The sequence below is a fragment of the Croceibacterium ferulae genome, assembly GCF_003660445.1.
In the GTDB taxonomy this organism is placed as follows: Bacteria; Pseudomonadota; Alphaproteobacteria; order Sphingomonadales; family Sphingomonadaceae; genus Croceibacterium; species Croceibacterium ferulae.
In genome coordinates, this window is sequence record NZ_QZVQ01000002.1 from 168,147 (window position 1) to 193,423 (window position 25,277).

The following is a 25,277-nucleotide window of genomic DNA, read 5'->3' on the forward strand; positions in this document are numbered from 1 at the left end:
GCCGATTGAAGGTTTGACAATGGACGAGTGGGTTTTCCGGCTGGTCGAAGGCGGCGGTGCCGCCGGTATCTTCCTGCTGATGTTGTTAGAAACCGTGTTTCCGCCGATCCCGTCGGAAGTCATCATGCCCGTGGCCGGCGTCGTCGCCGCGCGCGGCGAGCTGTCGCTGGTAAGCGTGATCATTGCCGGCACCGCGGGTGCGATGGCCGGCAACCTGTTCTGGTACCTGGTGGCCCGCATGATCGGCCTGGAACGATTTCGCCCGTTCATCGAACGGCATGGGCGGTGGCTGACGCTGGACTGGCCCGAGGTCGAACGGGCGCAACGCCTGTTCGGCAGGTTCGGGGCGGCGATCGTGGGGTTCGGGCGGATCATCCCGACGATCCGGTCCGTCGTGTCGCTGCCTGCGGGATTGATCCGCATGCGCCTGCCCGGCTTCCTCCTGTGGTCGACGATCGGCACGGTTGTCTGGAGCTCCGGACTGGCGATCGCCGGCTGGGTGCTGGGCCGCCAGTTCGATCAGATCGAACGCTTCATCGGCCCGCTGTCGACCGCCGTGATCGTGCTGATCGTGACGACCTATGTCTGGCGGCAGCTCACCTGGAACAGACGGCGCCGCCGATCGGGCGACAGTTGAAGGCCGGTCACGCGCATGAAATTGGGAGCCGGCCGCTTGATCTGCGGCTGTCCTACTTTCGCACCTGACCTGGATCCACCACGTCCCCAGTCTGCGGCGGGACGATGATCGTCACAGGCTGCGCCACGCCGTTCAGATGCCCGAGCAACGGGGATCGCCACCCCGCTCAACGACATGGCCGCGACCATCCTCGGCGCATCCTGAACACGCCTGCTATTTTTCGGGGTCGCCTGCGAAGGAGACGTCCCACACCTTTGTATGGCTGGACCGGCCGGCAGGGCCGTTCACGTCCAGCGTGACGACGAACTTGCCCGGATCGGCATAAAGGTGGACCGGATGCTGCTCGATCGATCGGGTGCCGTCGCCAAAATCCCATGACCATTCGCTGACCGGGCCGGCCGTCTCGTCCCGGAAGGCGACCACGCGACGATCCCGGTCGATGATGGTGAAGGACCAGGCGGCCTCGGCAGAGGTCGCGGCACCTTCGATCGGCATCAGCCGGAACGGGCATAGCTGCGACGCCTGGCCGTACATCGTGTGATGCGGCGACAGGTTCCAGAAGTGGCGCGGCCGCGTGTTCGGTCCGTCATAGTCGATTACCGCCCAAGCCATCCCGACGACGCCATTCTCGCGCAAGACGCTCTCGACCGAACGGTCCGGGCCGGCGGGGTCGGCGTGATCGAACGGCGTGATCCAGAACTCCGCGACCAGCCGGCCGCCTTCCCCGTGCGAGAAGCTGTAATCATAGGCGATGTTGGACCAGGGGAGGCGCTTGATCCAGCTCGCCTGCGGGCCCCACGCCATGGCCCAGTCCTTCTGGAAGGCGGGCGTGAAGATGTGGTAGTTCTGAGCGGTGATGTTCTGGAACGAGAACCAGGCATCCTCCGCGCTGACATAGCGTGCGGACGATGCCGAATCGGTCCCCTCCGGCGCCCGGTCGGGATGGAATCGCGCGATCAGCGGGCCGCCCGAGCGGTTGCCGTCCACCACCAGCTCGAAGGTGTCGTTGCGCAGGCCGCGTTCGGCGAAGTCCCAGTAATCGTCGCTCGCTTCGTACAGGACATAGAGCCGGTTCATGCCCTTGACCCAGCCCACGCGGACCCGGACGTCCAGATTGGCCGGATCGGGGCTCTCGTCCGACCCGTCCGTGATCTTCAGCCGCTCGCTGCCGACGATGTAATCCCCGCCGACCGCATCCCAGTCATCGGTCCGGCCGTCGATCCGCGGAATGGCATCGGCGGCGAACTGGAAGATCTGGTACTCGCAGTCCGGCCGCTCATTCGCCTGCGCGACGGAGCCGGTCGCGAGCAGCACACCGCCGGCCAGCCAGCGCAGCGCAATGGCGGCGGAGCCGGTCATCTCAGGATTTCGGCGTCAGCCGCAACAGTCGCCCGCCCTCGCGATCCTCGGACAGCCACAGCGCGCCGTCCGGCGCTTCCACGATGGCGCGGATCCGCTCCGGAAAGGCATAGCGCGCCTCCTCCTTCGCCGTCGTTCCGTCCATCGCCACCACCACCAGCGATTGCGCCGGCATGGCCGGGATCAGCGCATCGCTCGCCCATTGCGGCCAGCGCGCGCCGGAGGCGAAGATCAGGTCGCCTGGGCCGATGATCGGCGTCCAGCCGACCGCCGCCGGCCGCAGGTCCGGCCGGGTCGCATGACCGGGGATCGGCGTGCCGTCATAATGGTCCCCATTGGATACCAGCGGCCAGCCATAATTGACGCCCGGCTCCACCAGGTTGAGCTCGTCACCGCCAGCGGGGCCATGCTCCAGATCCCACAGCCGCCCTGCGCGATCGAACGCCAGGCCCAGGATGTTGCGGTGGCCATAGCTCCACACTTCGCGGCTGACGCCGCCGCGATCCGCAAAGGGGTTGCCCGCCGCCGGTGTGCCGTCCAGGTTCAGCCGCAGCACCTTGCCCAGATTGGTCGCCAGGTCCTGCGCCGGCTCCTTCTGGTCGCGCTCCCCCGAAGCCAGGAACAGATATCTGCCGTCGGGCGAGAAGGCGATCCGGTGCGAGAAATGGTTGCGCCCTTCGGTCTTGGGCTGCTGGCGCCAGATCACCTCCAGCCCGTCTATCCGGCAGGCCAGCGCGGTGTCGCAGACCAGCCTGCCGCGCCCCAGCGCCGCCCCGCGCGTGTCGTTCTCGCCAGCCTCGACCCAGGTGAGGTAGACCGTGCGGCCGGACAGGGTGGAGGACGCTTCGCCGGGCAGGAAGGCGACGTCGCCCAGCCCGCCCTGCTTGCCGTAATCCACCGCCGGCACGCCGCTGACGGTGCCGATCTGTCCGCCAGGCAGGACCATGAACTTCAGCGTGCCCGGCTTCTCGGTCACGAACAGCGTCCTTGTGCCGGGTGCGAAGGCAAGCGCCCAGGGCTGGTCGAATGCGCCATGGGCCGTGACATCGAAAGGAGCGGAAGCGTCCATCTCCACCGCCTCCCCGCCGGCGACCCGCATCAGCGGTTCGACATCGGCCGCGGCCGTCGCAGCATCATCCTGCGCGTCATCATTCGGGCCGGCGCAGGCCGCCAGCGCCAGGGTTGCGGCACACAGACATGCCCTTGCCATGATCATGCGCACGATATTGCTTCCCCGACTTCGAGATGTCCTCCGCTTGTTGTTCAGTTGCCAGGCCGTTGCAAGCCGATTTGTCATACAGGTTGAGGCGCGTTAAGCTTGCGAATGGCTGCAGCCTCTCGCTGCCGTCCGGGAGGCCTGCACCCATGAACATCGCGCCGATGCGCCAACTTGTCCGCACTCCGCTGCTGGCGCTGCTGCTGGCCTCCGCGGTGCAGGCCCAGGATGCTCCAGTCGAAACCGAGCGCCTGATACTGACCGGCACCGGGCCGGACGATGCGGTCGATTGGCAGTTCACGGTCGATGGCGGCATGCGCGCGGGCGAACAGGCGACGATCCCCGTGCCGTCCAACTGGCAGCAGCAGGGCTTCGGCAGCTACCAGTACGGCTATGTCCGCGGTCCCCGGGCGGAGGATAGCGCGGTCTACCGCCGCACCGTGGACGTGCCCGCCGACTGGGATGGCAGGGCGGTGCGGATCGTGTTCGACGGGGTGATGACCGATGCGCGGGTGGTGGTGAACGGCACTCAGGCCGGCCCAGTCCACCAGGGCGGCTTCAACCGCTTCAGCTATGACGTGACCCGCCTGATCAGGCCGGGCGAAAGCAACAGCATCGAGGTCCGGGTGGACGAAGCCTCCGCCGCGCCGGCCACCGATGTGGCCGAACGCTGGGGCGATTACTGGGTGTTCGGCGGCATCTACCGGCCGGCATGGCTGGAAGCGCAGCCTGCGGAATCGATCGGCCATGTGGCGATCGCCGCGGAGGCGAGCGGCGCCCTGTCCGCCGACATCGAACTGGCCGCGCCGCGCACTGTCACCCACCTGACCGCGCAGGTGGTCGACGCCGCCGGCCAGCCAATGGGGCCGGCAATGGCTACCGAGCTGCCCGCAGGCGGCACGGGCGAGGCGCGCATCGCAGGCTGGATCGAACGGCCGCTGCTGTGGTCGGCGGAGACGCCCCATCTGTACGGGCTGGAAGTGACCCTGTGGCGCGGAGAGGAGCCGGTGCACCGGGTACGACGGCGCTTCGGCTTCCGCACCTTCGAAATCCGCGAGGGCGACGGGCTCTACCTCAACGGCCAGCGTATCATGCTGCGCGGCGTCAATCGCCACAGCTTCCGCGCCGACACCGGCCGCGCCCTGTCGCGCGCAGATTCCTATGCCGATGCGCGCATGCTGCGCGACCTCAACATGAACGCCGTGCGCATGTCCCATTACGCGCCGGAGGAAGCCTTCCTAGAGGCGGCCGACGAACTGGGCCTGTATGTAATGGACGAGCTGAGCGGCTGGCAGAAGGCACACGATACCCAGGTCGGGCGCCAGCTGGTGCGCGAACTTGTCCGCCGCGACGTCAACCACCCCAGCATCCTGCTCTGGGCCAACGGCAATGAAGGCGGCTGGAACCGGGAGCTGGACGCGGACTTCGCGCTGCATGATCCGCAGGATCGCCCGGTGGTCCATCCGTGGGAGCTGTTCAACGGCCTGCAGACCGATCACTACCCCCGCTATCACGAGCTGGAGGCGCATCTCGCCGAGCCGCATCTGGTGCTGCCGACCGAGTTCCTGCACGGCCTGTATGATGGCGGCCATGGCGCGGGGCTGGACGATTACTGGACCGCGATGCTGGCCTCGCCGGTGGGCACGGGCGGCTTCCTGTGGAACCTGGCCGATGAAGGCATCGCCCGCACCGACCAGAATGGCCGGATCGAGGTCGCCGCGACCATGGGCGCCGACGGTCTGGTCGGACCCCGGCACGAACCGGAGCCGAGCTACTACACGATCAAGCAGGTCTGGTCCCCCGTGCAGGCCGCCGCGCCCGCGCTGGGTGACACCTTCGACGGGGCGCTGACGCTCACCAATCGTCACGATTTCACCGCGCTCGATGCCGTAACGTTCGACTGGCGCTGGCTACGCTTCGCCGGCCCGCAGGCGGATGATCCCGCGCCGGAGGTGCTGGCGCAGGGCTCGCTGGCCGGGCCGCCGGTCGCGCCGCATGCTCAGGGCGTGCTGAGGCTACCTCTGGCCGCGGAGCGGAGCGGGGCCGATGCGCTGGAACTGGTCGCAAGGAACACAGAGGGCGAAACCACTCGCTGGGTCTGGCCCACCCCGCAGGCAGCTGCCGTAGCGGCCTGGCCTGCCCTTCAGGCGGAGCAGCCGCGGGTCGAGCAGGCCGGCGGAGAGCTGCATCTTGTCAACGGCAGGGTGACGGCGCGGTTCGACGCGGCAAACGGGGAGCTGACCGGCTTCGGCACCTCCGGCGCCCCTATGCTTGCCGGCGGTCCGCGCCTGGTCTTCGCGCGCCCGGCGGAGGGCGAACCGCAATGGCAGGCAACCACCGCCGCAGCCGGCGACCTGTTCCGGCCCGCACAGCCCGGCATGGCCAACATGGCCGAGGTCGATCTGGAGCTGGAAGAGGAGGATGGCTGGGCCGGCTTCACCCTGCAGGTCTCGCCCGACGGGGCGACCTGGCGGACGGTCTACGAAGGGGCGCGCATCGCCCGCGACGGCAATCTCTACCCGTTCCCCGCGCAACCGGTGACGGCGGTGCGGGTGCTGAACCCCTACGGCTCTCGCAAGATGCCGCAGGTCCGCTCCGTCCGGCTGGCGTGGCAGGCGGAACGCTTCCCCGATCCGGCCGCCGCGCGGGTGCAGGTGCAGACCGGCACCGGCACGGACGCGACCACCGGGCAGCCGACCGCCTGGCTGGAGGCGCTGGGCGCAGGCGGGCTGGAGCGGGTGCGGTGGACGCTGGCGGCGGACGGCACGCTGGCTGTGGATTATGCCTACAGCCTGGAAGGGCCGATGCTGTTCCACGGCATCACCTTTGGTGAAGTGCCCGGTGCCCAGGCGGTGACTGCCACCGCGCTGCTGCGCGGGCCATGGCCGGTATGGCAGAACCGCCTGCGCGGGCCGCAGCTGGGTGTGCATGTCATCGCTGCACCCGGTAGCCAGGGCCTGCCGCAGGCGCACCTCGCCGGCTACTATGCAGACCCACGCTGGGTCCGGCTGGACCGCACGGGGGGAGAGACGCTGGTGATCCGCAACGAAGGCGCCACCCCCTATCTGCAGCTCGGCGCGCGGATGGCGGACCTGCCCTCCACCAGCGCGCCCTTCCCGGCAGGCGCGCTCGGCTTCATGCATGCGATCCCGGCCATGGGCGCCAAGTTCCAGCCGGCCGAGCAGACCGGCCCGGCGGGTCAGCCCGCCATCGCGCAGGGCCGCTATGCCGGGCGGCTGCTTATCAACCTGCCGCCGATGCCCGCTTCACCGGAGTAGCGGGCTCAGCTCAGGTTCGGCCGCAGCCAGCGCTGCGCTTCGGCCAGCGGCAGGTCGCGGCGGGTGGCATAATCCGTCAGCTGGTCCATGCCGATCTGCGCAACGCCGAAATAGGCTGCCTGCGGGTGCCCGAAATAGAACCCGCTGACGGCGGAGGTCGGCAGCATGGCCATGCTCTCCGTCAGCGTGATGCCCGCGACATCGTCGCCGCCATCGGCCAGCATGGCGAACAGCAGCGGCTTCAGCGTGTGATCGGGACAGGCGGGATAGCCGGGTGCCGGGCGGATGCCGCGATATTGCTCCCGGATCAGCGCCTCGTTGGTCAGCTGCTCGTCCGGCGCATAGCCCCACAGCGTGGTGCGGACATGCTGGTGCAGCCGCTCCGCAAAGGCTTCGGCGAAGCGGTCGGCCAGCGCCTTCAGCAGGATGTCGTTGTAATCGTCATGCGCGGCGCGGAAGCGTTCCAGATGCGGGTCGATCCCGTGGATGGCCACCGCGAAGCCGCCCAGCCAGTCGCCCGCCGGGTCGACGAAATCCGCCAGGCACATATTGGCCCGCCCTTCGCGCTTGGCGATCTGCTGGCGCAGCATGGCCAGACGGGTGCTGCCTTCATTGGTGCGGTCGAGGTCGGGCACCTGCAGATCGTCGGGCAGGCTGGCGCCATCGGGGCTGCGGCGGTCGGCCGAATGGCGGTGCTGCACGAAGATGTCGTCACCATGCCGGTGCGCGGGCCACAGACCCACCACACCGCGCGGCGTCAACCATTTCTCCTCGATGATCTGCGCCAGCATCGCCTGCGCATCCGCCCACAGGCTGCGCGCGCTTTCGCCCACCACCGCATCGTCCAGGATGGCCGGGAAGTTGCCCGCCAGCTCCCACGAGCGGAAGAACGGCGTCCAGTCGATCACCTCGGCCAGGTCGGTCAGGCTCCAACCGTCGTAGCGGTGAATGCCGGGCTCCAGCGGCGCCGGCGGCTTCAGCGCCATATCCGCCGCAAATGCATTGGCGCGCGCCTGTTCCAGCGTGACCAGCGTCGACCCGCCGGCATTGGCGCGCTTGACCCGCACCTCGTCATATTCGGCCTTGGTCCGCGCGGTGAAGTCCACCGCCTGCGTCTCCGACACCAGCTGGGTGCACACGCCCACGGCGCGGCTGGCGTCCAGCACATGCACCACCGCACCCTCGTAAGCCGGATCGATCCGCAGCGCCGTATGCACCCGGCTGGTCGTCGCCCCGCCGATCAGCAGCGGCATGGTCATGCCCGCGCGCGCCATCTCCTCCGCCACCGTCACCATCTCGTCCAGGGATGGCGTGATCAGGCCCGACAGGCCGATCATGTCGGCATCATGCTCGACAGCGGCGTCGATGATCGTCTTCCACGGCACCATCACGCCCAGATCGATGATCTCGAATCCGTTGCACTGCAGGACCACGCCGACGATGTTCTTGCCGATATCGTGCACATCGCCCTTCACCGTGGCGAGCACGATCTTGCCCTTGCCCTTGGCGCCCGGCTCCTTCGCCGCCTCGATGTAGGGCAGCAGATGGGCCACCGCCTTCTTCATGACGCGGGCGGATTTCACCACCTGAGGCAGGAACATCTTGCCGCTGCCGAACAGGTCGCCGACGACGTTCATGCCGTCCATCAGCGGGCCTTCGATCACCTCGATCGGCTTGGCCGCGGACTGGCGCGCCTCCTCGGTATCCTCCACCACGAAGGCGTCGATGCCGCGCACCAGCGCATGTTCCAGCCGCTTTTCCACCGGCCAGCCGCGCCATTCCAGCGCCGCCTTGTCGTCCGCCCCGCCCGCCTTCTGCCCGCGATAGCGTTCGGCGATGCGCACCAGCCGGTCGGTCGGCGTCTCCTCCGGATCGCGCTGCGGGCGGTTCAGGATCACATCCTCGCACGCCTCGCGCAGTTCCGGGTCGATCTGGTCATAGACGTCCAGCTGCCCGGCATTGACGATCGCCATGTCCAGCCCGGCCGGGATGGCATGGTACAGGAAGATCGAATGCATTGCCCGGCGCACCGGCTCGTTGCCGCGGAAGCTGAAGGACAGGTTCGACAGCCCGCCCGAAAAATGCACATGCGGGCAGCGGGCACGAATTTCCTTCACCGCCTCGATGAAGTCGACGCCGTAATTGTTGTGCTCCTCGATCCCGGTCGCCACCGCGAAGATGTTGGCATCGAAGATGATGTCCTCCGGCGGGAAGCCGATGCCCATCAGCAGCTTGTAGGCCCGCTCGCAGATCTCGATCTTGCGTTGCTGCGTGTCCGCCTGGCCGACCTCGTCGAACGCCATCACCACCACGGCCGCGCCATAGGCCATGCACTTGCGCGCCTGCTCGAGGAACTTGTCCTCGCCTTCCTTCATGCTGATCGAGTTGACGATCGGCTTGCCGGAGACGCATTTCAGCCCGGCCTCGATCACCTCCCACTTGGAGCTGTCGATCATTACCGGCACCCGGGCGATGTCCGGCTCCGCCGCGATCCGCTTCAGGAAGGTGGTCATGGCCTCGACCGCGTCCAGCAGCCCTTCGTCCATGTTGACGTCGATGATCTGCGCGCCGTTCTCCACCTGGCTCAGCGCCACGGTCACGGCGGTCTCGTAATCGCCCGCCATGATCAGCTTCTTGAACGCCGCCGATCCGGTGACGTTGGTGCGTTCGCCAATATTGACGAAGCGCGCGGTGGAAGGCTGTTCGGTCATGTTCGTCACGCCATGATAAAGGGTTCGAGGCCGGCCAGCCGCGTGCGGACCGGCGGCACCGGGATCGCGCGCGGCTTCAACGGCGCGACCGCCTGCGCAATGGCCTGGATATGCGCGGGCGTGGAGCCGCAGCAGCCGCCCAGCACATTGACCTGCCCCCGCTCCGCCCAGTCGCGCACCAGCGCCGCGGTCGTCTCCGGTGCCTCGTCATACTGGCCCAGCTCGTTGGGCAGGCCGGCATTGGGATAGATCATGATCAGCGTGTCGCAGATATCGCTCAGCACCTTCACATGCGGGCGCAGCTGCTCCGCCCCAAAGGAACAGTTGAGCCCGATCGTCACCGGCCGCGCATGGCGCACCGCGTGCCAGAACGCCTCCACCGTGTGGCCGGACAGGTTGCGGCCGGACAGGTCGGTCAGCGTCATTGACAGCATGATCGGCACATCGCGGCCGAATCCGTCGGCCGCCTCCTGCGCGGCCATGATCGCGGATTTGGCGTTCAGCGTGTCGAACACCGTCTCGATCAGGATGAAGTCCGCGCCGCCTTCGATCAGGGCGTCGGCCTGTTCGCGGTAGACATCCTTCAGCTGGTCGAAATCGATCTCGCGAAAACCGGGATCGTTGACATCGGGGCTGAGCGACAGCGTCTTGTTGGTCGGCCCGATCGCGCCCGCCACGAAGCGGCGGCGGCCATCCTTGGCGGCGAACTCGTCCGCGATGCGCCGGGCCATGCCCGCGCTTTCGTGATTGATCTCGCGCACCAGGCCTTCGGCCCCGTAATCCGCCTGGCTGATGCGGTTGGCGGAAAAGGTGTTGGTTTCCGCAATGTCCGCCCCGGCCGCGAAATAGGCGCGGTGGATGCTTTCGGGCACCTCCGGCTTGGTCAGCGCCAGAATGTCGTTATTGCCCTTCTGGTCGTGAGTCAGCGTCAGCGTGCCGGCATAATCCGCCTCGCCCAGCTTCCAGTTCTGGATTTCGGTCCCGAAGGCGCCGTCGGTGATCAGGATGCGTTGCTGCGCGGCGGCGATCAGCGCCTCGCGGGCACCGGGCGGGGCGAAGTTGGGGATGGCCATCCCGGGCGGATATAAGTGATCGCCTGCCTTATCAAGCGCGACCCTGCGGGACGATCACCGGCCCTGCCGCATGCGGCAGGATCGCCACCCTGACGCCATAGGCCGCCGCCAGGTTCGCCTCCGTCAGAACCGCCGCCGCCGGCCCGCCGGCCAGGACCGCGCCGTCCTTCAGCAGCAGCACGTCATCTGCCACCCGCGCGGCCAGTGTCAGGTCGTGCAGCACCAGCACCACGCCGGTGCCCCGCCCCGCCGCGGCACGCAGCAGCGCCAGCGTCTCCAGCTGGTGCAGCGGGTCCAGGCTGGCGAGCGGCTCGTCCGCCAGCAGCCAGCGCGGCTCGCCCGCCAGCACGCGCGCCAGCAGCACGCGGGCGCGCTCCCCGCCGGACAGGGACCGGACCGGCCGGTCGGCCAGCGCGGCCGTGTCGGTCGCCGCCAGCGCCGCCGCGATCGCCTCCACACCATCGTCGCCGTGCGGCAGGCGGCCCAGCCGCACCAGATCGCGCACGGTCATGTTCCAGTGCACGGCGGCATCCTGCGGCAGATAGCCGATCGCCTGCGCCCGCTCCCGCGCCGGCATCGTCGCAGCATCGCGCCCGTCCAGCATCACCTGCCCGCCGCTGGCCGGCAGCAGCGCGGCGCAGGCGCGCAGCAGCGTGGACTTGCCCGCCCCGTTCGCCCCCAGCACCGCCGTCACCCGGCCGGGCACGAAGCTCGCCGTCACGCCGCCCAGCACCGCCCGCTTGCCCAGCACGACATGCAGGTTGTCGACCGTCAGCCCCATGACCGGCCCCGCTCCCTCAGCAGCAGCACCAGGAAGTACGGCGCACCGATCAATGCCATCGCGACGCCCAGCCGCACCTCGCCCGCCCCGGGCGCCAGGCGGCACACGATGTCCGCCGCCAGCACCAGCGCCGCGCCACCCAGCGCAGCTGGCACCAGCAGCGCACCCGGCCGAGCACCCGACAGCGGGCGCAGCATGTGCGGCACGACCAGCCCGACAAAGCCAACCACCCCCGTCACCGCAACCCCGGCGCCGACGCACAGGCCCGCCCCGGCGATTACCAGCGCCTGCAATCGCGGCAGGCTGATGCCCAGCGATCGCGCCGCATCGGGCCCCAGTGTCAGCGCATCCAGGCTGCGGCCCGTGGCCAGCAACAGAGCGCAGCCCGCCAGCATGAACGGCGCGGCATGGGTCAGGTCCTCCACCCCGCGATCGGTCAGCGCGCCCATCAGCCAGTCGATCGCGGCCGCCACAACGTAGGGATTGGGCGCGATCGAGATCAGGAACATCGTCAGCGCCGCCGCCAGGCTGGCCAGCACCGTGCCCGCCAGCACGAAGGCCGCCGGTGTCTCCGCGCGCCAGGTCAGCCCGGCCAGCAGCGCCAGCCCGCCCGCCGCGCAGGCCATGGCGGCGGCAAAGATGCCCCATTGCGTCGCGCCCCCCAGCACGATCGCCGCCACCGCACCCAGCGCGGCCGCGCTCGACGTGCCCAGCACGCCAGGATCGGCCAGCGGATTGCGCAGCCACCCCTGCATCACCGCGCCCGACAGCCCCAGCGAGGCACCCAGCAATGTGGCCAGCCCCGCCCGTGGCAAGCGCAACTCGGCGATGATCGCCCAGCGCGGATCGCCCGACCACCAGGCCGACAGCGGCACCACCGCCTTGCCCACCATCAGGGATGCGGCGAACAGGGCCACGACCAGCACGGCCAGGCCGACCAGCAGGGCCTTGCGCCTCACCGTGCCACCTGCCGCCGCACCGCCGCCAGCCGCGCCAGCGCCGCCGGGATCGTCGGCCCGCCGCAATTGATCAGGTTGCGCGAAAAGGCGAGTTCGCGCGTGTCCGCATCGGTCCGCACCAGCAACCGCCGGCGGATCGCCGCCGTCCGCCCATCCGCATCCGGGCGCAGGATCAGGGCCGGCGGCTGGGCGAGAATGGCCTCGACCGGCAGCGCGCCCGTCATCGCCAGCCCGTAATCCGCCGCCGCATTGCGCAGGCCGGCCACCTGCATCATCTCATGCAGCAAGGTGCCGCCCCCATTCGCCAGATCGCCCGAGATGTACAGCAGGGCAGGCACCTCCGCACCCGTCCAGCGCGCATCGGCCACGGCACGATCGATCCGGGCATTGATCGTCGCCCCCTGCGCCTGTGCGCCGACCGCCTGCGCCACCTCGGCCACCTGCTGCTTGCTCTCGGCAATGGTGACAGGCGAATCCAGGTACAGCGTCCGCAGCCCGGCCTTGGCGAAGGCCGCGCGGGTGGCCGGCGGGGTGTAGCTGGTCGCCACCACCAGGTCGGGCGCCAGTGCGATCACCTCCTCCGCCGTGCCGCCGGTGCTGCGGAACCGCCGGGCCATCTCCAGCGGCACCGAGGTCGCGCCCGCCGCTTGCGAATAATGGCTGATCGCCGCGATCCGGTCCGGCGGCACCAGCGCCAGCAGCAGCTGGTCCGAACAGGGGTTCAGCGACACGATGCCACCCCGCTGCTGCCCGCCGGCCGGGGCGCACCCGGCCAACAGCAGCAGCAAGGGCAGCAGCCAGCGCATCCTCAGTCGAACCGCAGCCGGACACCGCCATAGGCGGCGCGGCCGATCGTGCCGTACCCGCTGACGACCTGATACTCCTCGTCGAACAGGTTCTCGACCCGGGCGTAGACCGACCAGCGCTGCGCCACCGGCATCTCCGCGCGCAGGCTGACCAGGGTATAGCCCTCCAGCCGCGTGGTGTTGGCGTTGTCGAAGCTGTCGCCGACCAGCTGCACCGTGCTGCCCAGCGAAAGGCCGAAGTCGAAGCGGTAATCGGCCGACAGGCTGCCCGAATTGCGCGGGCGGCGCGCCAGGCGGTTGCCCTCGAATCCGGCGCTGCGGTTCTCCGTGTCGATCAGGCTGTACGATCCGGCGACCGTCAGTCCGTCGACCGGCCGCGCCATCAGCCCGATCTCCAGCCCTTCGGCCTGTGTGCGGGCAATGTTGGAATAGGTGAAGCTAGCCGGGTCGAAGTCGATCTGGTTGACCGTGTCGCGGTGGAACCAGGTCGCGCTGGCCACCAGCGCATCGCCCAGCAGGCGCTGCTCCACCCCGACATCCCAGCTTTCCGCCGTCTCGGGCGCCAGCGTGGCGGTGCCGTAGAAAGGGGCATAGAGCTGATACAACGTCGGCGCCTTGAACCCTTCGGCATAGCTGCCGCGCAGCACCGTGCCGGTGCCCACCGCCAGCGCGGCGTTGGCGCCGAAGGTGGTGCGGCCGCCGAATGCGTCATCATCGTCATGCCGGATGGCACCGGTGATCGTCAGCGGGTCCAGCGGGGTCAGGATTGCCTCGCCCCAGAAGCTGGTGGTGCCGCGGCTGTAATTACTGACGCTGTCATCGAAGCGCGTGTCCTCGTGCTCCGCGCCGATCACCAGCCGGACGCGGTCCATCGCGTCGATGTCGCCCTTGTAGGTGTAGCGTTCCGACCGCCCGCGCGAGACGAACAGCGGGTCCGCCCCGGCATCGCGATCGAAATTGTCGCGGTCCACATCGGCGATCTGGAACGCGACGGTGTTGCGCCAGCTTCCGTCCAGGATATCGCCATGCAGCCCGGCATAGCCGTACAGCTCCTGCGCCGTGGAATATTCGTCCGTGTCGGCGAAGGCGAAGGCCGGCGCCGGGAAGCCGTCCAGATCGGTCCGGCTATCCGCCCAGTAACCCCGCAGGTCCAGCCGCAGGTCGGGCGTGAAAGCCACCTCTGCCCGGCCGCTGGCGCCATATTGCCGGTAGCCGTCCCGCTCGGCCCCACCGTCAAACGCGGAGATGCCGTCCGTGCGCAGATAGCCGCCGGTCAGCGCGCCCGACACGATGCCGCTGCTGCCGGAGACACCGCCGCTGGCGAACAGCGTGTCCATGCTGCCGTACTCGACATTGCCACGCGCCTGCAGCCCCGCCGTCGGTGCTTTCGTCATGATGTTGACCACGCCGCCGATGGCCTGGCTGCCCCACGGCACGGAGTTCGGCCCGCGCAGCACCTCCACCCGCTCCACATTGGAGGCGAGCAGATGCGCGAAGTCGAACCCGCCGCCGGGCGCTGATGGATCGTTGACCCGCACGCCGTCGATCAGCACCAGTGTCTGGTCGCCTTCCGCCCCGCGGATGCGCAGGCTGGTGACCGTGCCCAAGCCGCCATTGCGCGTCACCGTCACGCCCGGGGTGGTCGCCAGCAGGTCGCTGATCGCCACGGTCTGCCGCTGCTCGATCGTGTCGCGGTCGATCACCGTCACCGCCTGACCGGTGGTGGCGGCATCCTGCGGCGCACCGATGGCGGTGACGATGATGTCACTGGCAGGATCCTGCGCCGCCGCGGGGGACACGGCCAACGCCGCCGGCGCCACAGCCAGCAGATACGATACTTTCATTGTAACAAGCCCTAACCAAACAGGGCCGCCGCCGCGCAGGAACCTGCGCGTGCGTCAGCCGAACGCCCCTGTCGCCGCTCGAGGGTTTCGGCCTCGTCCGCGCGGCACACCCCGTCCGCACGATGGATCGACTGGCGAACGGCAGGTCTCCTGGCTCTCGGCTCGCCATGTCGCCCGGCCTTCCCGGATCTGCATCCAGTGGCCGGATCGGGCGACACTCCCCGATTACAGTTGCGGGGGCAGCGCGGGCTTCGACCGAAGGCCGGTCCCGACTTCCCTTTTCATCCCCGTCCCCGGGGAACCGTTCGCGCCGCGCCCCTAGCCATGCCGGGGCCGCCGCGTCAATATTCCACGCCCTTCTGCGCGTTGAACCCGGCATTGAAGGGGTGCTTCACCTCGCCGAACTCCGTCACCAGATCGGCCAGCTCGGTCAGTTCCGGCCGGGCACCGCGCCCGGTGATGCAGATATGCTTGGTCAGCGGGCGGTCCTTCAGGAAGGCCATTACCTCGGCGGCCGGCAGCGTATCGTCGGCCAGCACGATGTTGAGTTCGTCCAGGATCACGAAGTCGATCTCGGGATTGGCGATCAGTTCCTTCGCCCGCTCCCACCCGCGCCGGGCGGCGGCGATGTCCTTGGCGCGGTCCTGCGTGTCCCAGGTGAAGCCTTCTCCCATGCTTTCGAAGCTGACCAGGTCCGCCGGCAGCGCGGCGAAGAAGTTGCGCTCCCCCGTCTCCCACGTGCCCTTCACGAATTGCAGGATCGCCACCCGCATCCCCCAGCCAATGGACCGGATCGCCATGCCGAAGGCGGAGGAGGACTTGCCCTTGCCGTTGCCGGTATGGACGATCAGCACGCCACGCTCCGCCGTGCGGCGGGCCTGCAGCTTGTCGCGCGCCACCTTCATCCGCTTCATGCGGGCATTGTGGCGGGAATGGTCGGCGTCCTGCGGATCTTCGGGATCGGTCATGGCGGGGGCATCCTGCCGGGCGGTCATCCGCCCGCCAGCTCCCGTACCAGCGCCGGGGCGGGATAGATCGTCTCCAGCGCTTCCTGCACCGCCGCGGTGGAGACCACCACTGTCCGGTTCAACGTGCCGTCATAGCCGTAATTGCCGCCCAGCGAGTGGATGTTTCCGTCAAACGCCGCGCCGATCACCGTGCCGGCCCGGTCGATCACCGGACTGCCCGAATTGCCGCCGATGATGTCGTTGGTGGTCACGAAATCATAGGTTGCATCACGATCGATCTGCGCCTGCTTCGCCGCGAATGCGGGCGCGAGGTCGAACGGCGCGCTGCCGGTCGCACGGTCGAACGTCCCGCCCAGATTGGTGGCGAAGGGCACCTCGACCCCGCGCTCCTCCCACCCGGCCACCCGGCCATAGCTGATGCGCAGGGTGAAGGTCGCATCGGGATACTGGCTGTCGCCATAGGCGGCGAAGCGCGCATCGGTCAGCTGCGCACCCGCCGCCGCCAGCGGGCCGCGATATTGCGCATCGACCTGCTGCTGCAGCTCCCGCTGGCGCGGCTCCAGCTGCAGGGCATAGCGGATCAGCGGATCGTCCGACGTCTCGATCGCGCCGAGGCCCCCTTCCCACAGCTGCCGGCGATAGGCCGGGTCGGCCAGCCGGGTGTCGGACACCAGCCGCGCCGCCAGCTGTTCCGGGCTTTCACGCCCCAGCAGCAGCTTCGTGTCGGCATCGTCGACGCCCAGATATTCGCGCGACTTGGACAGGCTCCAGGAAAGCCGCAGCTCTTCCAGCCAGGGATAGATCGGCCGCTCGTCCAGCACCTCCTTCTCCAGCAGCGGCAGCGCGCTGTCGGTGTAGCCGGGCAGGCGCTCGCCATTCGGCTTGGCCCGCTCCTGCGCCGCCATCACCAGTTCGTGGGCATAGGAGTACAGGTCGGACGAAGGCTGCATGTAGCGATAAGGCAGGTACAGCGTGCGATAGGCGCCGATCGCCTCGCTCACCTGCGCCCAAGGATCATTGCCGGTCACATCGGTGCGCCCGCGCAGATCCGTCTCCGCCGCAGCCAGCTTGCCGGTGAAGGCGGGATCGTTCAGCGCACGCTGGCGGCCGATATAGACCTTCAGCGAATTCTCGATTCCGTTCAGCAGGTCCAGCCCCTCGCGCGCACGCTCCTCGCTGCCCTGCATCGCGCTGATCAGCCGGCCGCGCAGTTCGGACATGGTGGTGACGCTGGCGGGCAGCGCGACCTCCCGCTCGAACGCCAGCTGGCTTTGCGTGTAGAGGCGGCTGGTCGAACCCGGATTGCCCACCACGAAGGTCACTCCGCCTGCCTCCGGCGCGCGCGGGTTCCACTTCAGATGCGCCTCCGGCGTCACCGGCCGGCCATTCTCGTAAGCGCGCAGGAAGCTGGCATCCATGGAATAGCGGGGGAAGTTGAAATTGTCCGGATCGCCGCCGAATGTCGCCGCGCGATCCTCCGGCGCCCAGACCAGCCGGACATCCGAGTACTTGCGATATGTGTACAGCTTGTACTGCCCGCCACCGAACAGGGTGACCACCTGGCAGCGCGTGGTCGCACGATCGGTGCAGTTCTCGTCCTCGATCGCGGCCACGGCTGCGTCGCGCGCGCGGGTCAGCGCCTCGCCATTCAGGCCCTCCAGTGCGGAGCGGACCCGGCCGGTCACGTCGGTGATGCCGGTCACCACCTCCGCCTGCTGCCCGGGGCAGGCGACCTCGTCCTCGCGCCGCTCCGCGATAAAGCCCGCATCCAGCAGGTCGGCGGCGGCGGTGGAATTGTCGAACAGGCAGGATGCGACGCAATGGTGATTGGTCAGGATCAGCCCCTCGGGCGAGACGAAGCTGGCCGAACAGCCACCCGTCAGCCGCACCGCCGCCTGCCGCGTATGGTCCAGCCATGCCTCGTCCGGCGCCCAGCCATACGTCTCGCGCACCTGTGCCGCGGGGAAGTTGTCGAACGTCCACATGCCTTCCTCGGCAGCGGCGGGGGTGGTGCCGGCAAGCGCCAGCAGGGCAAGGGGGGAAGTCGCCAGCAGGGCGCGTCGCTTGGTCATCGATCTGCTTTCGGTCAGGGCCGGCCGATCAAAGGCGGCATGTCGCCGCCCCACATACCGGCCCGGCATAGTTGCTGGGGCGGGTGTAATCCGATCGGCCATGATCGGCAATCGCCGCCGCCCCTGCCTGCAACCGGGCACCAGCCGGCCGCAAGGGCTACCGGCTATCCCGTGATGCCCTTGATGACCTGCCGCGCCGTATTGGCCAGCACCGCCGCCGCGCCTTCATCCCCCTTCACCATCGACGACATGAACCCCTTGGCCTGCTGCAAGGTCAGATGCGGCGGAAATGGCGCGACGTCGGGATCGGTCTTCACCTCGATCACCGTGGGTCGATCCGCCGCCAAGGCGCGGTCCCAGGCAGGCGCCAGTGCCTCCGGATCGTCGACATATATGCCATGCAACCCGATCATCTCGGCAAAGCGGGCATAGGGCACATCGGGCAGATCCTGCGTGGTGGGGAATTTGGGATTGCCCTCCATCACCCGCTGCTCCCACGTCACCTCGTTCAGGTCGCCATTGTTGAACACGCAGATCACCAGCCGCGGATTGCTCCAGCGCTCCCAGTATTTCTGAATGGTGATCAGCTCCGCCAGATTGCTCATCTGCATCGCCCCGTCACCCACCAGCGCCACCACCGGGCGGTGCGGATGCGCGAACTTGGCGGCGATCGCATAAGGCACCGCCGCGCCCATCGACGCCAGCCCGCCCGACAGGGAGCCACGCTGGCCTTCCTTCACCCGCCAGTCGCGCGCATACCAGTTGGCGCAGGATCCGGAATCCGACGTGACGATCGCATCGGCCGGCAGGCGGGGCGACATTTCCCACACCACCCGCTGCGGGTTGACCGGGTTGGCCGCCGCCATCGCCCGCGCCTCGATCGTCTGCCACCAGCTGGCGACGGCATCCTCGATCTGCCCCTGCCAGGCACGATCCTGCTTGCGTACCAGCAGCGGCAGCAGCGCGCGCAGCGTTTCCGCCGCATCGCCATGCAGGTTCACCTCCACCGGATAACGCAAGCCCAGCATCGCTGGGTCGAGGTCGATCTGCACCGCCCGCGCCTGCCCATCGGGCGGCAGGAACTCCGCCCAGGGAAAGCCCGTGCCGATCATCAGCAGCGTGTCGCAATCGCGCATGATGTCGGATGACGGCTTCGTGCCTAGCAGGCCGATCGCGCCGGTGACGAAGGGCAGGTCGTCGGGCAGCACGTCCTTGGCCAGCAGCGCCTTGGCGACACCGGCGCCCAGCACGTCCGCCACCTGCACCACCTCGAACGCTGCGTTGCGGGCACCGGCGCCGATCAGGACGGCGACCTTCGACCCGGCATTCAGCACCTCCGCCGCGCGCGCCAGATCCGCCGCCTGCGGCACGACGCTGGGGCGCGAATAGCCGGTACCCGAGCGGGTGAAGCCATGCGCTTGCGCCGGCTCCTCGTAAGGCTGGTCCTGCACATCCTTGGGCAGCACCACCACGGACACGTCGCGTTCGGCGATGGCGATGCGGATCGCGCGGTCGGTGACATGGCGCAGCTGCGCCGGCGCGGTCACCTCCTGCACATAGCCGGCCACGTCGGAGAAGATGCGGTCGAGGTTCAGCTCCTGCTGGTAACTGGCGCCGCGCACGGTGCTTTCCGCCTGCCCGGCGATCGCCAGAACGGGCACATGGTCCAGCTTGGCATCATACAGCCCAGTCAGCAGATGCGTGGCGCCGGGGCCGCCGGTCGACAGGCACACGCCCAGCTCGCCGCTGAACTTGGCATGGGCAGCCGCCATGAAGGCGGCCATCTCCTCGTGCCGCACCTGGATGAACTCGATGCCGTCGCCCGCCTTCTCGGCCCGCTGCAACGCGCCCAGCACGCCGTTGATGCCATCGCCGGGATAGCCATAGATGCGGGAGACGCCCCACGCCTTCAAACGGGTCACGAAGAAGTCGCTGGTCATCTCAGCCATGGTCCGGCCCTTTCGTCACATTGGCGGCAGCGCCGCCATGGACCGCCGGCCCATGGCAGGCTGGCTCTTCACTTCTTCTTCAGGGCATCCGGCTTGTGCACGGCTTCCTTGCCCGACTTGTCGCTCTTCACGCGATATTGCGGGTCGTCCTTGCTGGCCTTGGCGGTGTGGCCGCCCGCCTTGGTGGTTCCGGTTTCCTTCTTCACAACCTTGCCGGTCGTCTCGCCCTGCGGCGTATCCCACTTCACGTGATCGCCGGCTTTCAGATCCTTGGTCATGCGGTCTCTCCCACGGTCGGCACATGATGTGCACGGCAGTGCATCACCTGACAGCGACTGATCGCCCGGTCCGTTCCGCTGGCCATCGGGCGCCGATGAACCCGCCGCAGACATGCCAAAGGCGGCCCCGCCGGGACCGCCTTTGTGCCTGCCACTCGCAGGATAGGGCCAGCACGGCGGAGGATGGCAGGGGCCCGGCCCCCACCATCATCTCGCCATGTCCGATCAGTAACGCAGGCGCAGACCGGCGTAGAACCGGCGGCCGAACGTTTCCAGGATGGTCCGGCGATATTCGCTGTTGGCGTTCTCGATCCGGACGGCATTGGTCAGGTTCACGGCCTCGAAGAACAGCGATGCGTTCTCGTTGATGTTGAACCCGGCGGATGCGTCCAGCTGGCCATAGGCTTCGCCGAATTCCGGATTGTTACCACGGCCCAGTGCGGTGATCAGGTACTCGGACCGCCAGTTGTACGACCCACGGATGCTGAACACATCGTCCTCGTAGAAGGCCGACACGTTGTAGCTGTGGCGCGACAGGCCGGGGAAGGACAGCGGACCGCCGGTGAAGAAGTCCGTCTCCTCGTAACCGCTATCGTCGGAGAAGGTGTAGTTCGCCAGCAGGCCGATATTGGCCAGCGGACCCGGCAGGAAGTCGAAGATGTACTGACCGCCCACTTCGGCGCCGTTGATTGTCACCTTCTCGGTGCCGTTGGACGGCACGTTGATGGCATAGACGGTGCCGGTTGCCGGATCGGTGTAGGGCTCGGTCGTGTTCTGCACGAAGGATCCGATTTCCTTGCGAAAATAGGTCGCCGACACATAGCTCACATTGTTGAAGTAATATTCCAGACCCAGATCGTACTGCCGCGCACGGTACGGCTCCAGGTCGGGATTGCCGCGCGAACCGGTCAGGCCGACCACGTCCAGCGTGAAGCGCGGGGCCAGCTGCTGCGGCAGCGGACGGGCCAGCACTTCGGTGGCGGTGGCGCGCGCCTGCAGCCGGTTCGGGATCAGCTCCGCCGTCAGGTTGATGGAAGGCAGGAACTCCGTGTATCCGCCATCGAACGAGATCGGGGTGATGATGCCGTTCTGGACCTGGAAACCGTCGGACGTCGTCTTGGTGTCCACCACGCGGGCACCAGCCACACCCTTCACGATCACGCCGAGATCGACCTCGAATGCGGCCTGCGCGTAACCGGCCCAGTTGTCCTCCTTGACCTCCCAGGTGTCGAGCGGCACCGGATTGTCATAGGCGTCGGGCACGCCCACGGCATCGGCCAGGTTCATGCCCAGGTTCAGCCAGCGATTGATCCCGCCGGTATAGCCGCGATCGGCCCCACCGAAGAAGTCGTGGTCACCCAGCGTGGCATTGGCCGCAACGATGCCCTGGATACGCTGGATCAGCGCGATCGGCGTTTCCGTCGACTGCACCACCGTGGTGCTGGTGCCGCGGTCGAAATTGTTCAGCGTGGTCGTGCCGGTCGCGCCGTTCAGCGTCAGCGCCTTGTCGTAATAGATGCTGTCCGCGCTCAGCTGGCGATACTGCACGCCCGTCTTGAACGAGGTGAAGAACCCGCCGGTCGGCTCGTACTCGGCATCGAACTTGCCGCTGATCTCTTCCTGATTGTTGAAGCGCGGGCGGCTCAGCACGATCAGCTGGGTGATGCCCTGCGCGGTCGTCTGGTCGATCGGCAGGGTGATGTTCGGCGCCTGCTGATCGTTGTTGTAATCGATCGTCAGGCTCGACAGGCCCTGCGCCGTCGCGGTGGCATTGACCTCGTCATTGAAGGCGCGCGCCTTGGCGTAGCTGCCGCTGCCCTTCAGCGTCAGCTGGCCGGTCGTCCATTCGAAGCCGGCCTGCGCGTTGGTGGTCCGCCGCTCCTGCGTGCCCAGGATGTTGCGGTAGGCGGCGCTCAGCCCGTTCGGTGCGGCCAGGCCGCCCAGGAAGGTCACGCTCTGCGCCGTGTTGTCGGGGCCGATCACGGCGCTGCCGATATCGACGCCGCCATTGGCGATGTTCTGCACCGTGCCCAGCTGCAGGAACTGGCTGTCCAGCTCCATGTCGGACCGGGTGTGAGTGCCTTCCACGAACATGCGCAGATCATCGGTCGGGCGCCATTCGAAGATGCCGTTGATGGATCCGCGCTTGGTCAGCTCGCGATTGATGATCGGGCGCGGAATGTCGGGGTAGAAGTCACCGGTGCCGTCATTGTTCAGGTCCAGCGCCTGCATGCCGGCGGTCGCCGGATCGCGGTCGATCTGGCGCCAGCCGGTGGTGCGCAGCTGGTCGTACCACAGGCTGCGCTCCTCGTAGGTGGCGGACACCAGCAGGCCCATCGTGTCGTCATTGAACAGCGTGCTGCCGATCAGCGCGAACTTGGGGTCGATCCGCTGCGACAGCTCGCTGTAGATGCCCTGGGCAGAGCCGGCGATGTAGGACTCGCCATTGCCGTCGAACGGCCGGCGGGTGATGATCCGCACGGTGCCGCCCAGGCCGCCCTCGGTCATGTCGGGGGTGGCAGACTTCACCACTTCCAGGCGGTTGACGAATTCCACCGGCAGGTCGCGGAACTCGACCGCGCGGCCGCCGCCGACATTGGTGGACAGCGCCGTCTGGCCATTGATCTCGACGCGGTTCAGCGCCGGCTCGGCACCACGGATGGAGATGCTCTGGCCTTCGCCGCCGGCGCGGCTGATCTGCACGCCGGTGACGCGCTGCAGCGCCTCGCCGATGTTCTTGTCAGGGAACTTGCCGATATCTTCGGCAGAGATGGCGTCGATCACCTGCGCGGAATCGCGCTTGGCGCTCAGCGCGCTGGCCAGCGAGGCGCGGATGCCGGTGACGACGATCTCGTCGCCGGCGGGCGCATCCGCAACCGGCTCGGTCGGCTGGTCTTCCCCGGCCGCCTGCGTGGACACTTCCTGCGCGGAAGCCGGCAGCGCCGTCACCAGTGCGATCGCCAGCGCGGCGAAGGAGGTACGAGCGGCCGAAAGGGGTAGCGTGGAGCGCATGAAAATCTGCATCCTCTGAAGTGCTGGCGGTTCTGTGACCACCGATCCTCCCGCCGCCTAGCGCCGCCCCGCTCCCTTGCCTAGCTGTCAATCTCAGATTGTGGTCGGATGCCGCACAGTTTGGGACGACCATGTTGCACATTTGCCGCGCTTTGCTGCCTGTTTATTGGGCAATCTCCTCCATGGCCGGCCGGTCACCCTACGACATTGCGGGGGCGGAGGGTGCCGGTCCGTCCGGCAGCGGGATGAATTCCGCATCATCCGCATCCGGCAGCTTCATCCGGCCGGCCTGCCAGTCCGCCGCCGCCTGCCCCAGGCGATCCTTGGAGGACGACACGAAGTTCCAGTAGATGAACCGCTCGCCCACCGGCTCCCCGCCCAGCACCATCACCGTCGACCGCTCCTGCGCCGTCACGCGCGACGCTGCCGCGCCCAGCACCAGCATCTGCCCGCTTTCGTACCGCGTGCCACCCAGCTCCACCGCGCCGGCCGAGATATACAGCGCACGCTCCTTGTGACCGCCCGGGATTTCCGCCGTCGCGCCCGGCGCCATGTCGAGATGCGCGTAGAACAGCGGCGACCGGGTCTGCGCCCCCGCCGTCAGGCCGTAGGCGCTGCCGGCGATCAGATGCCCCGACACCCCGCCGTCTACCCAGTGCGGCAGGTCGTCGCCTGCATGGTGGGAGAAGGACGGCGCGATCTCCTCCTCGCCATCCGGCAGCGCGACCCAGGCCTGGATGCCGTGCAGGTGATCGCCCACCGCCCGCGCGCGTTCGAACCGTTCGCTGTGGGTGATACCGCTGCCCGCGGTCATCCAGTTGACCTCCTGCGGGCGGATCGCCTGTTCGTAGCCCAGACTGTCGCGATGCATGATCTCGCCGGAGAACAGATAGGTCACCGTCGCCAGCCCGATATGCGGATGCGGGCGCACATCCACATCGCGGCCGATACCGGGCGCCAGATCCAGCGGGCCCATATGGTCGAAGAAGATGAACGGGCCGACCATGCGCCGTTTGGCGAAGGGCAGCACCCGGCCCACTTCCATGCCGCCGCCCAGGCTGCGACGTCGTTGCTCGATGATCATCTCGATCATGGTGGTTCCCCTTCCGATTGCCATTCTCTCCTAGAGCAGAACCGGAAGGGGCGGCAATCGCTGCCTCAGGGATCCAGCGGATCGCGCGGGTCGATCCGGGCGGATGCCGCGTCAGGCCGCCATTCGAGCAGCGTCGGGCTGATCCGCGCGCCCGCGACACCCGGCGCATAGCCCAGCTCGCGCCCATTGCGTGCGACAAAGGCCTCGCTGCCGATATTGGCGCTCTGCACCGGATTGCACACGACCAGCGTGTCCCGATCCAGCGGCGCGCCCATCGCCATCAGCAGGCGCGCGGCGTTGCGCATGTTGGTGGTGGTATGCCGGGCATGCGGGTCGATCACGATCCGGTCGGCCGGAATGCCATAGCGGGTGATCAGGGCATCGCGCATCACCACCGCTTCGGTGAAGCGCGTGGCGAAGGGATGCGCCCGCCCGCCCGACACGATGATGAACGGCGCGTCCCCGGCCGCGAATTGCTGCGCGGCCAGCCGCAGGTGATACTTGCCGCCGGGGCTCAGCGGCATGTCCGCCAGTTCCGGCCCGATGCCGGTGACGATCAGCGCGGTGTAACGATAGTCGTCCCAGTCGGTCCGCCGCGCCCGGGCAAAGGCGCCCTCGTTCAGCCCCTCATCCAGCGGCAGATGCGCGACCGCATCGGTCCGCGTGCTGCCGTCCAGCAGGGACAGCGCGAAGTCGAAGGATCGGTCCAGCCGCTGCAGCGATCCGGCCCGCGGCACCTCCGACAGCCACGATGCCGCCTGCAGCCAGGCGCGGCGTTCGGCCGGGCCGATCGCGCCCGCCCCGTCGATCTCCGCATAGGTCGGCACCTGTCCCAGGCCATAGGTGCGCAGGATCACGTTCACGCCCGCCAGCTCGCGCATGGCCTGCGCGGCCACGCCGTCGTCGAAGGCGGTCAGCGTCGCCGGCAGCGCAGCCGCCAGGGTGGCGATCTCGTCCTCCTGCCACACCAGCGCCTGCGCGATGCAGCCGGGCTCCTGCCGGCAGGCGGCCTGCCGCTGCGCGCGGGCGGACATGAGTTGCCCCATGCCCGGCCTTTCCGTCACCGCGATCATGGCCGGGCGATCCCCGGCAAGCTTGGTGAACAGCGGGAACAGCCGCTGTGACAGCGCGGAGAAGGCGGCATCCTCCACCGCCGCCGGCTCCGCCACCTGCGCCAGCGCCGGGGCGGAGAGGGCGCAGGCGGCGGCCAGAAGCGCCGCCCGCATCACCGATCGCGCCGG

17 protein-coding genes and 1 riboswitch are annotated in these 25,277 nt (G+C 68.4%); of the genes, 2 read left to right on the plus strand and 15 right to left on the minus strand.

What is annotated here, in order from left to right; translation table 11 throughout:
* The first annotated feature begins 19 nt into the window (after window positions 1-19).
* Window positions 20-637 carry a DedA family protein gene (locus D5S08_RS01560; RefSeq protein ID WP_121114837.1) on the plus strand — a complete coding sequence of 206 codons (618 nt, stop codon included), beginning with the start codon at window positions 20-22 and terminating at the stop codon, window positions 635-637.
* 213 nt (window positions 638-850) lie between these two features.
* Here D5S08_RS01560 and D5S08_RS01565 read toward each other — a convergent pair whose 3' ends face one another.
* A complete protein-coding gene (locus D5S08_RS01565; protein WP_121114839.1) occupies window positions 851-1,996 on the minus strand; it encodes a PKD domain-containing protein in 1,146 nt (381 codons plus the stop codon).
* Window position 1,997: 1 nt separating this feature from the next.
* Entirely contained in the window at window positions 1,998-3,206 is a 1,209-nt protein-coding gene (locus D5S08_RS01570) for a PQQ-dependent sugar dehydrogenase (RefSeq protein WP_241557160.1), read from the minus strand.
* 155 nt (window positions 3,207-3,361) lie between these two features.
* On the opposite strand from D5S08_RS01570, the gene D5S08_RS01575 reads away from it, so the two are divergent.
* Complete coding sequence (locus D5S08_RS01575; protein ID WP_162301898.1) at window positions 3,362-6,490, plus strand: glycoside hydrolase family 2 TIM barrel-domain containing protein; 3,129 nt, start codon at window positions 3,362-3,364, stop codon at window positions 6,488-6,490.
* A 5-nt stretch (window positions 6,491-6,495) separates the two neighbouring features.
* On the opposite strand, the gene metH is transcribed toward D5S08_RS01575, so the two are convergent.
* From metH to D5S08_RS01640, 13 genes are all read right to left on the minus strand, one after another.
* Window positions 6,496-9,201, minus strand: coding sequence for a methionine synthase (gene metH / locus D5S08_RS01580; protein ID WP_121114843.1), 2,706 nt, complete (start codon window positions 9,199-9,201; stop codon window positions 6,496-6,498).
* Between the two features lie 5 nt (window positions 9,202-9,206).
* Window positions 9,207-10,274: a homocysteine S-methyltransferase family protein gene (locus D5S08_RS01585; RefSeq protein WP_121114845.1), complete on the minus strand. Its 1,068-nt coding sequence runs from the start codon at window positions 10,272-10,274 to the stop codon at window positions 9,207-9,209.
* Between the two features lie 31 nt (window positions 10,275-10,305).
* Entirely contained in the window at window positions 10,306-11,055 is a 750-nt protein-coding gene (locus tag D5S08_RS01590; protein WP_121114847.1) for an ABC transporter ATP-binding protein, read from the minus strand.
* Window positions 11,046-12,014, minus strand: a complete 969-nt coding sequence (locus tag D5S08_RS01595) for a FecCD family ABC transporter permease (RefSeq protein ID WP_121115429.1) — start codon at window positions 12,012-12,014, stop codon at window positions 11,046-11,048. Before D5S08_RS01595 ends, D5S08_RS01590 begins: the two co-directional genes overlap by 10 nt.
* Window positions 12,011-12,820, minus strand: a complete 810-nt coding sequence (locus tag D5S08_RS01600) for an ABC transporter substrate-binding protein (protein WP_121114849.1) — start codon at window positions 12,818-12,820, stop codon at window positions 12,011-12,013. The genes D5S08_RS01595 and D5S08_RS01600 overlap by 4 nt, the downstream gene beginning before the upstream one ends.
* A gap of 2 nt (window positions 12,821-12,822) precedes the next feature.
* The gene (locus tag D5S08_RS01605) at window positions 12,823-14,664 is read right to left on the minus strand and encodes a TonB-dependent receptor plug domain-containing protein (RefSeq protein WP_121114851.1); all 1,842 of its coding nucleotides are present in this window, start codon (window positions 14,662-14,664) and stop codon (window positions 12,823-12,825) included.
* 121 nt (window positions 14,665-14,785) lie between these two features.
* Window positions 14,786-14,985, minus strand: a riboswitch (cobalamin riboswitch).
* Between the two features lie 20 nt (window positions 14,986-15,005).
* Complete coding sequence (gene cobO / locus D5S08_RS01610; RefSeq protein ID WP_121115431.1) at window positions 15,006-15,632, minus strand: cob(I)yrinic acid a,c-diamide adenosyltransferase; 627 nt, start codon at window positions 15,630-15,632, stop codon at window positions 15,006-15,008.
* Window positions 15,633-15,655: 23 nt separating this feature from the next.
* Entirely contained in the window at window positions 15,656-17,704 is a 2,049-nt protein-coding gene (locus tag D5S08_RS01615; RefSeq protein ID WP_121115433.1) for a S46 family peptidase, read from the minus strand.
* 164 nt (window positions 17,705-17,868) lie between these two features.
* Window positions 17,869-19,653 (minus strand): thiamine pyrophosphate-requiring protein, encoded by a 1,785-nt coding sequence (locus D5S08_RS01620; RefSeq protein WP_121114853.1) that lies wholly within the window; start codon window positions 19,651-19,653, stop codon window positions 17,869-17,871.
* Window positions 19,654-19,721: 68 nt separating this feature from the next.
* Window positions 19,722-19,931 (minus strand): hypervirulence associated TUDOR domain-containing protein, encoded by a 210-nt coding sequence (locus D5S08_RS01625; RefSeq protein ID WP_039093890.1) that lies wholly within the window; start codon window positions 19,929-19,931, stop codon window positions 19,722-19,724.
* Window positions 19,932-20,156: 225 nt separating this feature from the next.
* Entirely contained in the window at window positions 20,157-22,955 is a 2,799-nt protein-coding gene (locus D5S08_RS01630; RefSeq protein ID WP_241557161.1) for a TonB-dependent receptor, read from the minus strand.
* Window positions 22,956-23,142: 187 nt separating this feature from the next.
* Window positions 23,143-24,036, minus strand: coding sequence for a pirin family protein (locus D5S08_RS01635; RefSeq protein ID WP_121114855.1), 894 nt, complete (start codon window positions 24,034-24,036; stop codon window positions 23,143-23,145).
* A gap of 65 nt (window positions 24,037-24,101) precedes the next feature.
* Window positions 24,102-25,262, minus strand: coding sequence for a YdcF family protein (locus tag D5S08_RS01640; RefSeq protein ID WP_121115437.1), 1,161 nt, complete (start codon window positions 25,260-25,262; stop codon window positions 24,102-24,104).
* Window positions 25,263-25,277 lie beyond the last annotated feature (15 nt).